The sequence below is a fragment of the Nonlabens spongiae genome (assembly GCF_002117125.1).
GTDB classification, from domain to species: domain Bacteria; phylum Bacteroidota; class Bacteroidia; order Flavobacteriales; family Flavobacteriaceae; genus Nonlabens; species Nonlabens spongiae.
On record NZ_CP019344.1, the window covers coordinates 2,586,367 to 2,603,527 of the forward strand.

15 protein-coding genes are annotated in these 17,161 nt (G+C 39.8%); 8 read left to right on the forward strand and 7 right to left on the reverse strand.

Annotated elements, in window-relative coordinates:
* Positions 1-21 precede the first annotated feature (21 nt).
* The 3 genes from trmB to BST97_RS11855 are packed head-to-tail and all read left to right on the forward strand — an operon-like array spanning position 22 to position 1,649.
* Complete coding sequence (gene trmB / locus BST97_RS11845; RefSeq protein ID WP_085767436.1) at positions 22-693, forward strand: tRNA (guanosine(46)-N7)-methyltransferase TrmB; 672 nt, start codon at positions 22-24, stop codon at positions 691-693.
* Positions 690-1,316 carry a LysE family transporter gene (locus BST97_RS11850; protein ID WP_085767437.1) on the forward strand — a complete coding sequence of 209 codons (627 nt, stop codon included), beginning with the start codon at positions 690-692 and terminating at the stop codon, positions 1,314-1,316. Before trmB ends, BST97_RS11850 begins: the two co-directional genes overlap by 4 nt.
* Positions 1,317-1,649 (forward strand): MGMT family protein, encoded by a 333-nt coding sequence (locus tag BST97_RS11855; protein ID WP_085767438.1) that lies wholly within the window; start codon positions 1,317-1,319, stop codon positions 1,647-1,649.
* Between the two features lie 37 nt (positions 1,650-1,686).
* Here BST97_RS11855 and BST97_RS11860 read toward each other — a convergent pair whose 3' ends face one another.
* The gene (locus BST97_RS11860; RefSeq protein ID WP_085767439.1) at positions 1,687-2,448 is read right to left on the reverse strand and encodes a THC0290_0291 family protein; all 762 of its coding nucleotides are present in this window, start codon (positions 2,446-2,448) and stop codon (positions 1,687-1,689) included.
* 227 nt (positions 2,449-2,675) lie between these two features.
* On the opposite strand from BST97_RS11860, the gene gdhA reads away from it, so the two are divergent.
* The 5 genes from gdhA to pdeM all read left to right on the forward strand — a co-directional run bounded on the left by gdhA (position 2,676) and on the right by pdeM (position 10,188).
* Entirely contained in the window at positions 2,676-4,019 is a 1,344-nt protein-coding gene (gene gdhA, locus BST97_RS11865; protein ID WP_085767440.1) for an NADP-specific glutamate dehydrogenase, read from the forward strand.
* A gap of 110 nt (positions 4,020-4,129) precedes the next feature.
* Positions 4,130-6,412, forward strand: coding sequence for a type IX secretion system anionic LPS delivery protein PorZ (gene porZ, locus BST97_RS11870; RefSeq protein ID WP_085767441.1), 2,283 nt, complete (start codon positions 4,130-4,132; stop codon positions 6,410-6,412).
* A gap of 2 nt (positions 6,413-6,414) precedes the next feature.
* A complete protein-coding gene (gene recO, locus BST97_RS11875) occupies positions 6,415-7,134 on the forward strand; it encodes a DNA repair protein RecO (protein ID WP_085767442.1) in 720 nt (239 codons plus the stop codon).
* On the forward strand, positions 7,131-9,539 hold the full coding sequence (locus BST97_RS11880; protein ID WP_317043419.1) for a TonB-dependent receptor plug domain-containing protein: 2,409 nt from the start codon (positions 7,131-7,133) through the stop codon (positions 9,537-9,539). The genes recO and BST97_RS11880 overlap by 4 nt, the downstream gene beginning before the upstream one ends.
* A gap of 10 nt (positions 9,540-9,549) precedes the next feature.
* Positions 9,550-10,188, forward strand: coding sequence for a ligase-associated DNA damage response endonuclease PdeM (gene pdeM, locus BST97_RS11885; RefSeq protein WP_085767444.1), 639 nt, complete (start codon positions 9,550-9,552; stop codon positions 10,186-10,188).
* On the opposite strand, the gene BST97_RS11890 is transcribed toward pdeM, so the two are convergent.
* The 6 genes from BST97_RS11890 to BST97_RS11915 form a co-directional block, all read right to left on the reverse strand.
* Positions 10,185-11,900 (reverse strand): dipeptide ABC transporter ATP-binding protein, encoded by a 1,716-nt coding sequence (locus BST97_RS11890; protein WP_085767445.1) that lies wholly within the window; start codon positions 11,898-11,900, stop codon positions 10,185-10,187. The genes pdeM and BST97_RS11890 overlap by 4 nt on opposite strands.
* Positions 11,881-12,591: a 3'-5' exonuclease gene (locus BST97_RS11895; protein WP_085767446.1), complete on the reverse strand. Its 711-nt coding sequence runs from the start codon at positions 12,589-12,591 to the stop codon at positions 11,881-11,883. The genes BST97_RS11890 and BST97_RS11895 overlap by 20 nt, the downstream gene beginning before the upstream one ends.
* Before the next feature lie 3 nt (positions 12,592-12,594).
* Positions 12,595-14,961, reverse strand: coding sequence for a penicillin-binding protein 1A (locus tag BST97_RS11900; RefSeq protein WP_085767447.1), 2,367 nt, complete (start codon positions 14,959-14,961; stop codon positions 12,595-12,597).
* Complete coding sequence (locus BST97_RS11905) at positions 14,948-15,451, reverse strand: gliding motility lipoprotein GldH (protein ID WP_085767448.1); 504 nt, start codon at positions 15,449-15,451, stop codon at positions 14,948-14,950. The genes BST97_RS11900 and BST97_RS11905 overlap by 14 nt, the downstream gene beginning before the upstream one ends.
* Positions 15,452-16,699: a PSP1 domain-containing protein gene (locus BST97_RS11910; RefSeq protein ID WP_085767449.1), complete on the reverse strand. Its 1,248-nt coding sequence runs from the start codon at positions 16,697-16,699 to the stop codon at positions 15,452-15,454.
* A gap of 175 nt (positions 16,700-16,874) precedes the next feature.
* Positions 16,875-17,150, reverse strand: coding sequence for a F0F1 ATP synthase subunit epsilon (locus tag BST97_RS11915; RefSeq protein ID WP_085767450.1), 276 nt, complete (start codon positions 17,148-17,150; stop codon positions 16,875-16,877).
* Between the last annotated feature and the right edge of the window lie 11 nt (positions 17,151-17,161).

The window sequence follows — 17,161 nt, forward strand, 5'->3', positions numbered from 1 at the left end:
TTGAACTATTAAATAAATGTTTTGGGAAGTAAGAATAAATTAAAGCGATTCAAAGAAAATGAAACATTTGATAACGTCATTCAACCTACCAGGGAAGAAGTTCTTGAGGGGTTTAAATTAAAAGGACGCTGGCAACAAGAATTTGGCAATACTAATCCCATCTGCCTGGAGCTAGGATGTGGTAAAGGAGAATACACAATTGCGCTTGCGCGAAAGAATCCAAACATCAACTACATAGGAATAGATATCAAGGGAGCGAGATTCTGGCGTGGAGCCAAAACGGCTCTGGAAGAAAACTTACCTAATGTGAGATTCTTAAGGACACAAATAGAATTGGTCGATTATGTGTTTGGGCATGAAGAGATTAGTGAGATATGGATCACATTTCCTGATCCCCAAATTAAATATCAACGTACTAAACATAGAATGACTAACCCTGATTTTCTTGATAAATACAGAAAGATTATCAAGAAAGGAGGGTACATGAATTTAAAAACTGATTCAGAATTCATGTTTGGTTATACTTTAGGCCTATTACAGGGGCTTGGGGAGGAGATTTCATATGCTCATCACGATATTTATAAAAATAACGAGGCTCCTGAAGATGTTGTCGGAACTCAAACATTTTACGAACAACAGTATCTAGAACAGAATAAAAAGATTACCTATCTTAGGTTCAAATTGAGAGCTTGATTTCTTTGCAGCATATTGTATTGGGTTTTCTGGTAGGTTTTGTGGGGATCATTCCTCCTGGGCTTTTGAATCTTACAGCAGCAAAAATCAGAATCTCTAAGAGTTTTGAGTCTGCCATATATTTCATAGTTGGAGCCTGTATCGTTGTGGTAGGTCAAGTTTATCTGGGCGTTTTCTTTTCACGTCTTATCACAGAAAATGAGCACGTTCTGCAAATTATGGAGCGTTTTTCAGTTATCATTTTTTTAGCCATTTCTATATTTTTCTTTGTAAAAGCCGTGAGATATATAGAACCGGCCAAAGCGAATATCGATGATAAAACTCACGGTGCTAAAATGATTAGTCAGGGTATGCTTCTATCTGTACTGAACATTTTTCCTGTTCCTTTCTATATTGGATTCAGTTCATTTTTAGCTAGCAGAGAGTTGTTTAGCTATAGTTTTCCTTATGCTCATTTATTCATTCTGAGTGCGGCTGTTGGAACCTTCGCAATGATGTTTTTATATGCAAAGTATATTGAAAGATTAGGTTTCAATTCTAACAAGTTTGCTAAGAATACCAATTACATAATATCTCTTTTAACTTTAGGTATTGCCATTTTTACGGCGATAAGAAGCTTTTAAATGGAGAAAGACTTTTTTTTACGAGTTTATGAGGTAGTTGCTCAAGTTCCTTGCGGAAGAGTTACAAGCTATGGTTTAGTAGCTCGATATCTAGGAGCTCCGCGAAGTAGTCGAGTAGTAGGATATGCGATGACAGCTGCTGTTGATAGAGATGATATTCCTACTCATAGAGTAGTTAATAGAATAGGTGTGCTGACAGGTAAACACCATTTCCCAGGCACTAACCTTATGCAACAATTACTTGAGAGTGAAGGTGTCAAAGTTGTAAATGATCAAATTCAAGAATTTGATCAAATCGTTTGGGATCCAACTATTGAACTGAAAAATACGTAGCTTATAAGATAGAGGATGTAATTCTGAGGATGTAATTCTAGAAGAAATCCAAGTAATAGACGTAACCTATGTTAACCCACCAGATCCAGTCATTCGCTCTGTTGTTAGGGTTGTCTGGGCTCAGCCCATCTACATAGTTATCTAAATAGTAGTGCCATTTTGAACTTAGAATGAGATCATTAGATCTATTGATCTTATATCTAAATCCTATATCTCCTACCACAGATATCGTGCTACCAGGAGAGGTGTCTATACGATCGAGAAATGTGGAAAATGTGGTGACCGGGTTGTTTAACGGTCCCAGTGTACTTGTTGCTTCAGGAGCAAAATTTACGTAATGCACACCTAAACTTACAAAAGGAGAAAATTTACTTTGTCCCGCCTCAAAATCTCTAATACTGTTAAAATGATATTCTAGACTAGGTCCTATTTCAAAAACCTTAGCCTTACCTTCCATCTCTCTGAGTTGGCGACCCCCTAAACGAGGAGACTCAGATGTAGGACCATAATTATTTAAGGTGGTAACATGATAGCTGATTTCAGTCCTTATTTTAAAATGATCATTAAAATAAGAATCAAAAGCGTAGGGAAAGTTTAGATAGTGTACAAATCCTCCGCCTATTCCAACGTTCCCTGAATTAGTGTCAAAATCACCACGCTCACCATAATCACTTTGAAATGCCACAGGGCCAAAGAATACACCTATCTCATGGGTGTATCCATTCTGTGCCTTACTGCTATTTGTAAAACAGGTAAAGACTAACAGAATTGCAATAAAAATTTTCATTGGGTTATTCATTGCTTTTGGCTTAAGTAAGTCGCAAATATAACAAAATCAGTTACAGACAAAAGTTATGCCTATCTTATCAAACATATTTTTAGATGAAATACATATCGATTTACGGCTAAATTCCACTTTATGATATTTAGTTAAAAAATAACTAGGCATAAAATTACCTGAAAAACCTTAGATGTATATTTGCCGTATAATTATTTAATAGATTTTTATCTCATAATCTACAAAAAATGAAGCAAAACATTCAAGATTTTATCGATTTGATAAAAGACAAGAATCCTAATGAGCCTGAATTCATTCAAGCGGTCACTGAAGTCGCAGAAGCCGTTATTCCCTTTATTGAAGATAATCCTAGGTATGCAAATGACAAATTACTTGAGCGTATGGCTGAGCCTGAGCGTGTAACCATGTTTAGGGTGCCGTGGACTGATGATAACAATGAAGTTCAGGTAAATCGCGGATACCGCATACAGATGAACAGCGCAATCGGACCTTATAAAGGAGGTTTGAGATTTCACCCGTCTGTAAACTTGAGTATTTTGAAGTTTTTGGCATTTGAACAAGTTTTTAAAAATAGCTTGACTACACTACCCATGGGAGGTGGTAAAGGTGGCTCAGATTTTGACCCAAAAGGAAAATCTGACCGTGAAGTGATGCGTTTTTGTCAATCCTTTATGGTAGAACTTGCAAGAGTTATAGGCGCTGATACTGACGTACCTGCTGGGGATATAGGAGTAGGAGGAAGAGAGATAGGTTATCTATTTGGTTACTATAAAAAGCTCAGAAATGAATTTACTGGAATCCTTACTGGTAAAGGTCGTAGTTATGGCGGGTCTTTGATTAGACCAGAGGCTACTGGATATGGAAACGTCTATTTTGCGGAAAATATGCTGAAGACCAGAGGTGAGTCCATTCAAGGTAAAACCGTAGTGATATCTGGTTCAGGTAATGTAGCTCAGTATGCGGCAGAGAAAATCCTACAATTAGGAGGGAAGGTGGTAACCATGTCAGACTCTGGAGGTTATATTCACGATGAAGATGGTATCGATGGTGACAAACTTGCTTTTATCATGGACCTTAAAAACAACAAGCGCGGTCGTATTCATGAGTATCTAGATGAGTATAGCAACGCAACCTATCACGAGGGTGAACGCCCATGGTCGGTAAAATGTGATATAGCACTTCCCTGTGCAACTCAAAACGAATTAAATGGAGACGAGGCAAAAACTTTAGTTTCTAATGGATGTATTTGTGTAGGTGAGGGCGCAAACATGCCTTGTACTCCAGAAGCAATAGAACATTTCTTGGACAAGAAAATTTTGTTCAGTCCTGGGAAAGCATCAAATGCAGGTGGTGTAGCAACTTCTGGATTAGAAATGTCTCAAAACAGTTTAAGATACAGCTGGACTGCAGAGGAAGTGGATAACAAGTTACACGGAATCATGAGCGATATTCATGAAGCCTGCGTGAAATATGGTAATGATAAAGATGGCTTTGTTGATTACGTGAAGGGAGCAAACATAGCCGGTTTCGTTAAAGTTGCAGATGCGATGTTAGCACAAGGTATTGTGTGATCTCGCTTTCGCGAAAGCGTAATTAATTTAAAACACCTTTGAATCACATAGATTTGAAGGTGTTTTTATTTTTGCCTATCATAAGATTGCTATAACTACGTTCTTGTTAAATGAAATATCTCTTTTTTTTTCTGCTGCTGGCCACATCTCTTTCTAGGGCTCAAGACTTTTCTGAATCGTGGGAGGGTTATTTCTCGTTTTCACAGATCGTTGATGTAGAAAGTGGCGATGGGAGCATTTACGTAGCTGGCATTAATGCCATTAAAATCATTGATCCCGTCTCAAACAGCTCAGAAACACTCTCAACTATAAATGGACTTCTTGGAGACGAGATCAGCACCATTTTTTATAGTACGAGTAAGGAGAAACTTGTAATAGGTTACAGAAATGGAACTCTACAAATTCTAGACAATAACGGTGATCTGACTACCGAGGTGGCAATCACAGACAAACAAACCATATCAGCCGAAAGAAAGAGGATCAATGGATTTTTTGAGAGAGGTGACCTGCTATACATGGCTACAGAATTTGGTGTGGCACTCTACGATCTTGAGCGATTAGAATTCAATGACACCTATTTTATAGGAGATGGAGGGAGCCAGGTAAGAGTCTCTGGGTTAGAGTTTTTTGAAGGTCAGCTCTATGCTACAACCATTGATTCGGGAATTTTAAGAGCAGATCTAACCGACCCATTTCTTTTGGATTTTTCAAATTGGATCAGGGTAATTGGTTTTCCTTGGGATGCAATTGTAGAATTTAATGAAGAATTGCTGGCGATTAACATCAATCCGTTTATTTGGGAATTGAATAATGACAGATTTGTAAGAACACCTGATAGAATAGCTACGAGAGCTCTTGATTATGCCCAAACTGGTCAGTACCTTTTTTTACTTTCTGCTAATCAAATCAAGGTTTATGACAGGAACTTTACTGAAGTTACCATAATAGATGGACTTGATGGCGAGCAGTATAAGTTCACAAGTATGACTCAAAGTGGAGGCGATTTATATGTAGGTACTGAACAAAACGGTCTTTTGAGAATCGACTTTTTGAACACACTTGATTTTGAATTTATTGAAATAGACGGACCGCTTAAAAATGGAGTGTTTTCCGTAACCACAGGAGAGAGTGGGGTATGGGTAGGTTTTGGGAATTATGATATTTTCTACAATCCTTTCCCTCTAGAGAGTTATGGGATAAGTAGGTTAAGAGAAGAGCAGCCTTGGGATAATTATAGCTTTGAGGATATACTTATGCCTAGAAGTGTCAGTAGCATTTTAATCAATCCCTCTAACCCTGAACAGGTATTTATAAACTCTATGAGGGATGGTGTAGTGAATTTTGAACCAGAGGTTAATGTATTTGATTATAATGAAACTAATAGCTCGTTGACACCGCTGACAGGTGAGGTTGATCATTTCCGTATACCTAGTAGTGGAATTGATCCTCAAGGTAATTTTTGGTTTGTTAATTCTATTTCAGAAGAACCACTTCACCGACTTGCTGAAAATAGTCAGTGGACCGGCTTCGATTTTGATGACGAGTTTCCTGATTTATTTGCCGGTATTTCATCAACAAAGGTTGAATTTGACACAGCTGGTCGAGTTTATTGGGGAACAGTGAGCAGAGGTTTATTTGCATTTGACCCAGCGACTGATCAAGTAGGACAACTTATAGATGAAGTAGGACAAGGAAACTTAATCAATCCATATATAGGAGCACTGCGTATTGATCAAAATAATACTTTATGGATAGGATCCACCTTGGGATTAAGAGTACTCTCAAATCCTTCAAGTATATTAGATGAAGAGGTAAGGGATTCACGCCCCATAATAATTGAAGATCAGAATGGAATCCCCAGAGAACTTCTTGCTGATCAGGCAATCTTAGATATTGAAGTTGATGGAAATAATAATAAATGGGTAGCCACCTCTGATTCTGGAGCTTATTTATTCTCTCCCAGTGGACAAGAAACGATATTTCAGTTTACAAAAGACAACTCACCCTTGCCGGTAAATACGGTAAATGATATATCTATAGACTTCAACACTGGGAAGGTGTATTTTGCAACAGATGGCGGCCTTGTATCCTTTCAAGGAGCTAGATCCAGCGCTCCGAGAGAAGATCTTACAGAGGTTTTTGCATTTCCCAATCCAGTCCGACCTGGTTTTGATGGAAATGTAATCATCGATGGGTTGACTGATAGAGCTCGCGTAAAGATTACAGATGTTGAAGGTAATCTAGTTTACGAGGCAATTTCACAAGGAGGAAGTATTCCATGGGATACACGTAGTTTTTCTGGTAATAAGGTGGCAAGTGGGGTCTATTTTTTATTAGTAAACACAGATGACACCATCGAGACCACTGTATTCAAGCTTATGATCATTAGATAACTGTGTTAGTAAGAACTCCAGCTCTCGTAATTTCAAAACTTAAATATGGTGAAGCTGATATAATTGCACGCATTTTTTCTCGGGAGCTGGGAATGCACTCTTATATGGTTAAAGGTGTTCTCAAATCTCGAAAGGGAAAACTACGCATTGCTCAATTCCAGCCATTGACACAAGTTATGCTTGAATCTGATCATAAGAATAAAGGCTCTCTTGAGTATTTAAAAAATCTTCAGGTGGACTACCCCTATGAGACTATAGATCGAGATATATACAAAAGTAGCATCATCATGTTTTTCTCTGAGATACTTACTCAGTTGCTTAACGAGCAACCGGCTGATGAAGAGCTATTTGACTATCTACAAAATGCATTCAAATACCTTGATCAAGCAGATCATATCTCAAATTTTTCAATTAAAGTTTTACTAGATCTTACAGCCTATTTTGGTTTTCAGCCTCAGGGTGAGCTTAGTGGCGCGTATTTCAATTTGATAGACGGAAACTTTGATAATGATGGACTACAGCCACATCACTCTACTGATATCGAGGCATCACTTCTCAAGGCTTTCATCGGCATGAATTTTGATAAGGTTGAGCAAATTAAAATGAATAGGGAAGAGCGTTCTCGGTTACTCAATCTATTGATTGACTATTTTCAGATACATTTGCACGCCTTTAAAAGACCCAGTTCCCTTGATATTTTGAAACAACTGTTTGACCGTTGAGAAGAATTTTATTATTCCTTGCCTTATTTTGTTTTGTTTCACTGCTCGCTGCCCAGTCTGTAAAAGTTATGGATCGCTTTAGCGGTGAGCCTGTGGTGTCAGCGCTCATTTATAATAAATCAAAAAAAACAGTTGCATATACTGATGTATTTGGAAATGCGAGCTTAGATGCCTTTGAAGATCAGGAAGCAATCTATTTTAAAAGTACCAGCTATGTAACGGCTCATTTTTCAAAGAATGAATTAGATAAGCTTAAGTGGACGGTGCGCATGATGCCAGATGGAGAAGCGATGGATCCCATTGTTCTCTCTGCATCAAAATTTGAGCAAAGAAAACAAGATATCCCCCAGAAGATCATATCCCAATCCAGAGAACAGGTTCTCAATCAAAACCCACAAACCAGTGCTGATCTTTTGCAGCAATCTGGCCAGGTCTTCGTCCAGAAATCCCAGCAAGGTGGTGGTAGTCCCATGATCAGAGGTTTCTCAACAAACCGTCTTCTACTTACGGTTGATGGCGTGCGCATGAACAACGCTATTTTCAGATCGGGAAATCTTCAAAATGTCATATCTATCGACCCCTTGAGTATCGAGCGTACTGAGGTAATTTTAGGCCCGGGCAGCGTTGTTTACGGGAGTGATGCCATAGGAGGTGTGCTTAATTTTTATACTACACAACCTAAATTTTCTCAAGACTCCACCGCTTTTCATGGAAATGCACTTTTGCGCTACGCAACCGCAAATCAAGAAAATACGGCTCATGTTAATCTCAAATATGGTCGTAAGAAATTTGCCAGTGCTACCAGCATCACCATAAACTCTTTCAACGATTTGAGAATGGGTAGTCACGGCCCGGACGATTATCTGAGGGAGTCATTTGTTATACGCAACGGTGATGAGGATGTTCTGGTCTCAAATCCAGATCCTAGAGAACAGGTCCCGACTGGTTACAGCCAGATCAATCTGTTACAAAAATTTTCGTTTCAAGATAACCCCAGATGGCGGTATGACGCTTCACTCATTTACACAGCGACCAGTGATGTGGATCGTTATGATGCATTAGACCGCTTTCGCGAAAGCGGAAACCCCAGAAACGCCGAGTGGTATTACGGGCCACAGAAATGGTTGTTTCTTAACGGGAAGATTCACCACGAAGCTGACAACTATTTTTATGATCGTGCGGTCTTTACCGCTGCTTTTCAAAGATTCAATGAAAGTCGCATCACGAGGGATTTTCAGGAAATAGATAGGTTTAAGACTGCTGAAGAAGTAGATGTTTACATCGCTTCTATAGATTTTGAAAGACACGACGAGAAGAAGAACACGCTCTTTTACGGTGGAGAGTTTGTGCATAACCGTGTAGATTCAGACGGTAGCCTTACTAATATTATCAATGGAGCTACTGCAGATGCGGCATCTCGTTACCCTGATGGCTCTTCATGGAGATCACTAGCGTTTTATGCAAACTATCAGTGGAGGTTGAGAGATGATCTGACGTTGCAATCTGGTTTAAGGTATAATCATATATGGATCGACGCAGATTTTGACACACCATTTTTTGATTTCCCATTTGAAAAAGCCCATGCTGACACGGGAGCACTAACTGGCGCCCTAGGTGCGACCTATAGACCAGGGAACAGTTGGGAAATCCGTACAAACCTGAGTACAGCTTTCAGAGCACCTAATATTGATGATATTGGAAAAATCTTTGATCCGAGCCCGGGCACGGTCGTAGTTCCTAACCCAGATATTGAGGCTGAATACTCTTACAATTACGAGGTGGGAGTGAGTAAAAAATTCTTTGACCGATTTGATGTGGATATCGCAGGCTACTATACGTATTTGAAAGACGCTCTAGTAGTTAGAGACTTTAGCCTAAACGGTCAAGAAGAGATCGTTTACCAAGGCGAACTAAGTAGAGTGCAGGCTGTCCAAAACGCTGAAGAGTCTATGGTTTATGGACTGGAATTAGGTCTGAACTTTAAGGTAAATGAATTCCTACAACTTGCTGGTCATTACACGGTCGTAGAAGGAGAGCAAGAGGAAGAAGATGGCGCAAAGGTCTCTGTGAGACATGTGGCTCCAGATTTTGGAGATGTTCATGCGATCATCGACTTAGGAAAATTAGATCTTGACGCTTTTGCGGTGTTTAACGGTAGCATAGACTTTGAAGATTTAGCTCCCAGTCAGCAAAGCAGGCCCTACCTTTATGCTCTAGATACCAATGGCAATCCGTACTCCCCTAGTTGGTACACCTTGAACTTGAGATCTAGATATGCCATTAACGACAGTCTTGCCGTAACCGCAATTGCTGAAAACATTACCGATCAGCGCTATCGAACCTATTCTTCAGGAATTGCTGCAGCGGGATTTAATTTTATTGCTTCAGTAGATTACCGATTCTAGAAAACTGATCATGTCGCCACTCGAAATTAAGATTCACGATCAAAATTTTGTGCTACACCCATCGGGAGCGTGTTTTTGGGAGGAGCAAGACGTGGTGCTATTAGCTGATGTGCATTTAGGCAAGAGTGCCCACTTCAGGAAACACGGTATGGCAGTTCCTTCCACCGCAGACGATGTAGAGTATGACAAATTAAATGCGGTGATTGAGTATTTTAATCCTGACAGTATCTGGTTTTTGGGAGATCTGTTCCACTCTTATCAAAATGCAGAGTGGCACTATTTTGAACAATGGGTGCGCATGCAGCAAATTGAAATCGTTCTTGTAATGGGAAACCATGATATAATTTCTCGTGATCATTTCAAAGCGCTGGGAATTAAAACTTATGATATTCTCAACGCTGGAAAATTCTATTTTACGCACCATCCACAAGAAGTAGCAGGAAGATTTAATTTTTCAGGTCACATTCATCCTGCGGTAAAATTGCAGGGAGTAGGTAGGCAAAAAGTAAAATTGCCATGTTTTTTTCAAAGCGAGACCGGCATGATACTGCCTGCATTTGGAGATTTTACAGGAACGTATTGCATGACTCCAGTTAAAGGTAATAAGATTTATGCCGTCGCAGATGATGAGGTGGTGGAGTGCTGTTAAACCGCAGGGATTGCCGCAATTAACTTTCTGGTATATTCTTTTTTAGGATTTTCGTACAGAGCATCGGCCTCATTGATTTCTTCTATTTTGCCTTTGTTCATGACGACGATGCGATCACAAAAGTATTTGACCACTGCAAGATCGTGAGATATGAATAAGTAGCTGAAATCATAAAGTTCTTTAAGTTCATTCAACAAATTCAAAACCTGAGCCTGAACACTTATATCCAGAGCGCTCACACTTTCATCACAAACAATTAACGACGGTTCAAGAGCAATAGTCCTGGCGATACCTATACGCTGTCTTTGTCCACCGCTGAACTCATGTGGATATTTATAAAAGGAATTTTCAGCGAGCCCTACTCGATTGATTAAGGTTTTGGTTTTTTGTTCTCGATCTTTTCGATTTTCACCTATCCCATGCCATTTCATGGCCTCCATAATACAGTTGCCCACGGTAACCCTAGGATTCAATGATGAGTAGGGATCTTGAAAAATAATTTGAAGCTCTTTGCGCAAAGATCTCATCGATTTCTTATCCAGCCTGGCTATGTCCTGTCCTTTAAATAATATACTGCCTTCACTGATTGATTGCAGTCCTAGAATCATATTTCCCAACGTACTTTTTCCGCAGCCACTTTCTCCTACAAGACCGAGACTTTCTTTAGGGTAGAGCTGAAAACTCACATCACTTACAGCTCTGAAATAATCCTGTTTTTTGAAAAGCTGTTTTTTCAACGAGTAGTCTTTGAAGACATTCTGAACCTCTAAAATGGGTTGTTGATCATAGATCTTCCTGAGTCTTAATTTTCGTGCCTCGCTGGTAATTTCCCTAAAACCTGTGTTGTTTTCAAGAAAATCCTTTACAGTAGGTAAGCGCTCTAAACGTTCACTGGTTTTGGGTCTTGAGGCTAGTAGAGCTTTAGTATAATTTGCCTGTGGACTGTTGAATACTTGTTTGGCAGAGCCTATTTCCTCAATTTGCCCTTTAAACATAACCATAATTCGGTCTGCGATATTTTGCACGAGGGCAAGGTCGTGAGATATGAAAATAATGGACATACCATACTCGTGCTGCAATTCCTTCAGCAAATTTATGATTTCCTGTTGCACGGTTACATCCAGTGCCGTTGTGGGCTCATCAGCGATCAAGAGTTTAGGTTTACAAGCAATAGCCATGGCGATCATCACGCGTTGCATCTGACCGCCACTTATCTCATGCGGGTATTTTTGAAAGGTTTTCTCTGGATCGGGAAGTTTGACTTTTGCAAAAAGATCCAGCACCTCACTTTTACGATGCCTTTTGTTTAGATCGGTATGCAATTCAAGAATCTCGCTTACTTGAACACCGCAGGTTTTGGTAGGGTTGAGCGAGCTCATGGGTTCTTGAAAGATCATGCTTATCTCGCTTCCGCGAAAGCGTGCTAAAGATGAACCCTTTTCTACAGTTATGACTCCAGATTTAGATGAAAAGTCCTCTCCCAAAACCTCAAACCGATCTGCTGTAATATTTAAGGTTTGTGGTAATAGACCCATTAAAGATTTGAACGTAATAGATTTACCACTCCCAGATTCTCCTACCACGCCTAGAATTTCATTTGAAAAACACTGAAACGAAATGTTTTTAATGAGTTCAAGATGCTGCTCTCTTTGCGGGACCTTGATACAAAGTCTCTGAATATTACATAAGATTTTATTTGTGGACAATCTCATGATCTTTTAATAAGTCCTCATTTCTCAGGCGCAAAATTACTTGCGCTACAGCAATGACGTCTTTCTCGCAGTATACGACGATACGTTCAATATCTTTTTCTTTGTAGAAAACATCGCGCACCTGGGAACCATCGATGTCGTCCTTAGGTGACGGAATTTTCAAGACACTCGTCAGTAACTTCAAGCTTGTGAAATGCTTGTAATCGCCAAATTTCCAGAGTTCTAAGGTGTCTAGATGGGGGACTTCCCAAGGCTTTTTACCGAAAAGATTTAATTTTTCTGGTAAGCTCATACCATGAATGAGCATGCGTCTTGCAATAAATGGAAAGTCAAACTCTTTACCATTGTGAGCACATAATAGGTGATTACGGTTTGAAAAATGATCATTAAGCAAGTTTGTAAACTCTTCAAGCAACAACTTTTCATCTCCATAGAAGCTACGTGTTCTGAACTCTCGCTCACTGCGCTCTGCAAAATAGCCTACTGAAATGCATATAATTTTTCCAAACTCAGCCCATATACCAGCGCGATCGTAATATTCCTCCGGGCTGTACTCATCCCGTCGTAAGTACTGCGTTTTTTTTGCGTAGAGCTCTTGAAGATTCTGATCTAATTGACTAAAATCTTCATGCTGCGGAACTGTTTCTATATCTAGAAACAAAAGATTTTGTAAGCCAATTTTACTGATCATACCCTACATTTCTAATTCTCCTTCTACCGCGTTGTCATCATCTAACGGATCTCCTTCTTGAGAATTTTTATACTCATTACAATTAACTGTGATGCTGAGGTCTTCAGGCTCTTTGAAAGATTCCTTAGAGATGTCTAGCCTATCATCTGCATAGGCATTTTTCATAAATGTACCCCATATAGGTAATGCCATTGAGGCACCCTGTCCATATCTAGTGCTGGAAAAATGAACTGAACGGTCCTCACCGCCTACCCACACTCCGGTTACCAGATTAGGAACCATACCCATGAACCATCCATCTGAATTGTTCTGTGTAGTACCGGTCTTACCGGCAATATCGTTTTTGAAATTGTAAGGATAGCCAGTCATAATCTCCTTATACAAGGCTGTTTTTTTGAGATACTCGCTATCACCTCTCAAACGAGTCCCACTACCGCCGCGAGTTACACCTTCCATCAATTTAACGGTCACATAAGCCGTTTCTTCATTCATTACATCCTTGCTCTCTGGAGTGTATTGATATAACAGAGTACCATTTTTATCTTCAATACTAGTTACTAGTACAGGTTCATTATAGATGCCTTGATTAGCAAATACAGCATAAGCCCCTACCATTTGAAATAAATTCACATCTGAAGTTCCCAGAGCAAGCGATGGAACAGCATCAAAGTTGCTTGTATCTATGCCTAGCTGACTTACTCGATCTATAACGGCTTGAGGCCCGACTTCATCCATTAATCTCGCTGAGATCGTATTTTTTGATTTAGCTAGAGCTTGTGTAAGCGTTAAAATATTACCGTAATCCCCACTAGAATCTCCTGGAGTCCAGTCTTTAGTATTTCCCCATTTCCCTGCTGGTATAGTATACTCACCATCAGGAAATTCCTTACAAGGCGAGTAATTTAGAAGGTCTATCGCGGTCGCATACAAGAACGGCTTGAATGTAGATCCAGGTTGTCTTTTTCCTTTCTCAACGTGATCGTATTTGAAGTACTTATGATTGTAACCGCCCACCCAAGTTTTTACATGACCCGTTTGCGGCTCAATGGACATCATACCTGAGCGCAGGTGCTGCTTATAATAAAGAATGCTGTCTCGCGGAGTCATGAGCGTATCCTTCTCTCGGTTTTCAGACTTCCAGTCAAAAACAGTCATTTCTGTTTTTTTGTCAAAGCTTTTCTCGATTTCTTCATCGCTCAAACCTTTAGCTTTCAAAAGCTTCCAGCGTTCAGAACGTACCATAGCTCGTTTAACCACTCTGTCAATCTGCTTTTGATCCAAATCAGAAAATGGAGCGGTTTTGTTACGCTTCATCTGGTGGTCAAATTCTGCCTGGAGATTTTCCATGTGGGCAAGCATGGCATCTTCTGCATGCTTCTGTAATCGGTAATCGATGGTAGTGTTAACCTTAAGGCCATCGTTGTATAAGTTATAGGGTTTTCCCGTATCCTTATTAACATTCTCACGAGCCCAATCGGTAAGCCAGCTACGTAGGTATTCACGGAAATAGGTTCCCATTCCCTCATTGTGACTTGCAGATTGAAAGTCTAGTTTTATCGGAATTTGTTTGAGGCTGTCTTTTACTTCTTCGGTCATTTTATCATTACGAACCATTTGTACAAACACCTGATTACGCCTCATCAGAACATTCTCTCGACTTGCTTCAGTACGTCTAGGATTAAATAGAGCTGGATTTTTGAGCATGGCTACAAATACCGCACTTTCAGATACGGTTAGATCTTTGGGTTCTTTATCAAAGTAAATATTAGCCGCAGATCTAATTCCTATGGCTTGATACAAAAAGTCAAATTCATTTAGGTACTGAGTAAGAATCTCTTCTTTAGTGTATTGTTTTTCCAAGCGCGTCGCGATGATCCATTCCTTTATTTTCTGGATGATACGGTCTACAGTATTTCGGCTGGGTTCTTCAGTGAAATAAAGTTTGGCTAATTGCTGCGTGATGGTACTTGCGCCTCCTCGCTGACCTAAAAAAACTGCTGCACGAGTCGTTCCATAACCGTCTATACCGCTATGATCAAAAAAGCGCTCATCTTCAGTTGATACTAATGCATCGATCAGATTTTGAGGCAGGTCTTCATACTTTACGGGTTTTCTATTGTCTGTATAGAAGGAGCCCAGTGTTCTACCGTCTGCGGTAACGATTTCTGTAGCGAGTTCTGTTTGTGGATTTTCCAGGGCGGTATGGTCTGGCAAGTCACCAAAAACTTCCCACGCGGCCAGCATAAATAGTAGCACTACCATTCCTAGACCCAGTCCTACCAGTTTCCAAAACAGCAGAATATTCTTTCTGTTGTTTTCAGGTTTATTATTTTTCCCCTTAGCCGCAGTCTTCTTTTTACTCGTTGCCATCTGACTGATTTTGTTTTTCAATACTGTATCCCACGTTGAGAATGCCCTCTAGTTCAGTAACTCCTTTTACCTCTCCGTTTTTTCTGGTAGCGTGACTGAGTATGAGTTGATAGGTTCCGCTTTCGCGAAAGCGTACACCTTCCTTAAGCCACAACTTGTTTTCAAACACATCTCTTGAACCTTTGCCCAGAAACTCTCCTTGAGGGTTTGCCATGAGGTATTCCAGCGTATCTACAACGGTCTTGCCTTCAGGAAATTTTATCTGTGAAATTAAATAAATGTTATTGAAAACATATTTCTCAGAGTTCCTAAGATTGATAAACAGGTTGTAATCGTTGATCGTATCAGGCGGATTGAATGAGAATACAACGGGATGATCTAAACGCCATTTTGCAGTATCAAAAGCTTGGGAATCACTCATCACGTGTGATTCATCACAAGATGATAAAGCTATTGTAACAAGCAGGATAAAGGAAAATTGAAATTTCATTTACGACTTGTTTTGATTCTTAGGATTAGATCTTTTCCTACGGTGTCTATTATTTTGATTCTGCTTTTTACCTGCAGTTTGCTTGTTGTCTGAATTATTAGATTTACTGGTACTGGCCCCAGGCTTATTCCTCTTTTTCTTGCGTTTGTTGCGGCTGCGCTTGGGTTTGTCAAAACGTGTTAGACTATCTTGTCCTACCACATTCTCAAAACTTACATCTTCAACTTCCAGCTGGATTGCATATTGCTCAATGCCAGCTACCTTTTCTTTTGTTTTATTCTTTTTGACGATTTCATGAACCTGATCTGTCGTTAGGGAGTGCCAGTTGGTCCATTCGCCTTCATAACAATACCACATTATTCCTTTGAAAATGTCCACTTTCTGGCACAGGGCAACACCTTTTTCTGTGTAGAGTTTTTGGTTCTGCTTAGGGAAATCTTTGAGAGCATCAAGATAAGTATCTAGCTCATAGTTGAGACAACATTTGAGTTTACCGCATTGACCAGCAAGTTTTTGAGGATTGAGCGATAGGTTCTGGTAACGTGCTGCACCCGTTGTTACAGATCTAAAGTCCGTAAGCCACGTACTACAGCATAACTCTCTACCGCACGATCCTATTCCACCTAATCTTGCTGCCTCTTGACGTAGACCTATTTGCCTCATCTCAATGCGGGTTCTGAACGTGCTGGCATATTCCCTGATAAGCTCACGGAAGTCCACACGTTCATCAGCCGTGTAGTAAAAGGTGGCTTTAGAACCATCGCCCTGAAATTCTATATCTGAAATTTTCATTTTCAGATTGAGCCTGATGGCTATTTCCCGAGCCTTGATTTTCATGGGTTCTTCACGCTCCCTAGAGGCTTGCCAGGTGTCGATATCCTTTTGATTAGCAATACGGTAAATCTCAGGGAAATGCTCACCTTTGGTTTTAGCTCGTTTGCGTTTCATTTGAACCCGTACGAGCTCTCCCGTTAACGTTACTATACCGATGTCGTGACCGGTTTTAGCTTCTGTAGCAACAACATCTCCTATCTTAAGGGGTAGGTTTTCTGAATTTTTATAAAATTCTTTGCGGGAATTTTTAAACCTAACCTCAACAAAATCAAAAGGTTCTTGCCCTTCTGGGAGTTCCATATTTGACAACCAATCAAAAACCGTAAGCTTGTTACAGCCCGAGGTGCCGCAAGTACCATTATTTTTACAACCGCGTGGAGCATCACCACCAGTTCCACAACTACTACAACTCATTATCCATTATATATTGAAACCCATATATTTATAATACTGGGTTGACGAATTCTGTAATTGGTAAAGATAGGAAATATTAAAGGCAGGCAGTAGTGCTCCTAAACACGGAATAAAATAAAATGCAAAGCCTCGGTTTCCCGAGGCTTTTTATGAGATTGTAAAAGGTACTAAAATACTAGTCTGCTAGAACAATAGCTTTATTGTCTTTCATTTCTAGTACGCCACCGCTGATATGAAAATTAGTTGTGCCATCTTCTTTTAGAAAGTGGTTTGAATTCTCTTCAGTAAGGTTAACGTTTCCAAAAATCTTGACAGAACCTTCAGTAAGAAGAGAAACTACGGGAGCGTGGTTGTCGAGCATTTGAAACTGACCATTTACTCCGGGAACAGAAACAGACTCTACCTCTCCTTTAAAAATGGTATGTTCCGGTGTTACAATTTCTAAAACCATGATAAACTTTT

Coding starts and splice junctions, on each gene's coding strand:
- BST97_RS11855 (WP_085767438.1), top strand. CDS start 1,317: ATGGAGAAAGACTTTTTTTTACGAGTTTATGAGGTAGTTGCTCAAGTT.
- BST97_RS11860 (WP_085767439.1), bottom strand. CDS start 2,448: ATGAATAACCCAATGAAAATTTTTATTGCAATTCTGTTAGTCTTTACC.
- gdhA (WP_085767440.1), top strand. CDS start 2,676: ATGAAGCAAAACATTCAAGATTTTATCGATTTGATAAAAGACAAGAAT.
- porZ (WP_085767441.1), top strand. CDS start 4,130: ATGAAATATCTCTTTTTTTTTCTGCTGCTGGCCACATCTCTTTCTAGG.
- pdeM (WP_085767444.1), top strand. CDS start 9,550: ATGTCGCCACTCGAAATTAAGATTCACGATCAAAATTTTGTGCTACAC.
- BST97_RS11890 (WP_085767445.1), bottom strand. CDS start 11,900: ATGAGATTGTCCACAAATAAAATCTTATGTAATATTCAGAGACTTTGT.
- BST97_RS11895 (WP_085767446.1), bottom strand. CDS start 12,591: ATGATCAGTAAAATTGGCTTACAAAATCTTTTGTTTCTAGATATAGAA.
- BST97_RS11900 (WP_085767447.1), bottom strand. CDS start 14,961: ATGGCAACGAGTAAAAAGAAGACTGCGGCTAAGGGGAAAAATAATAAA.
- BST97_RS11905 (WP_085767448.1), bottom strand. CDS start 15,451: ATGAAATTTCAATTTTCCTTTATCCTGCTTGTTACAATAGCTTTATCA.
- BST97_RS11910 (WP_085767449.1), bottom strand. CDS start 16,699: ATGAGTTGTAGTAGTTGTGGAACTGGTGGTGATGCTCCACGCGGTTGT.
- BST97_RS11915 (WP_085767450.1), bottom strand. CDS start 17,150: ATGGTTTTAGAAATTGTAACACCGGAACATACCATTTTTAAAGGAGAG.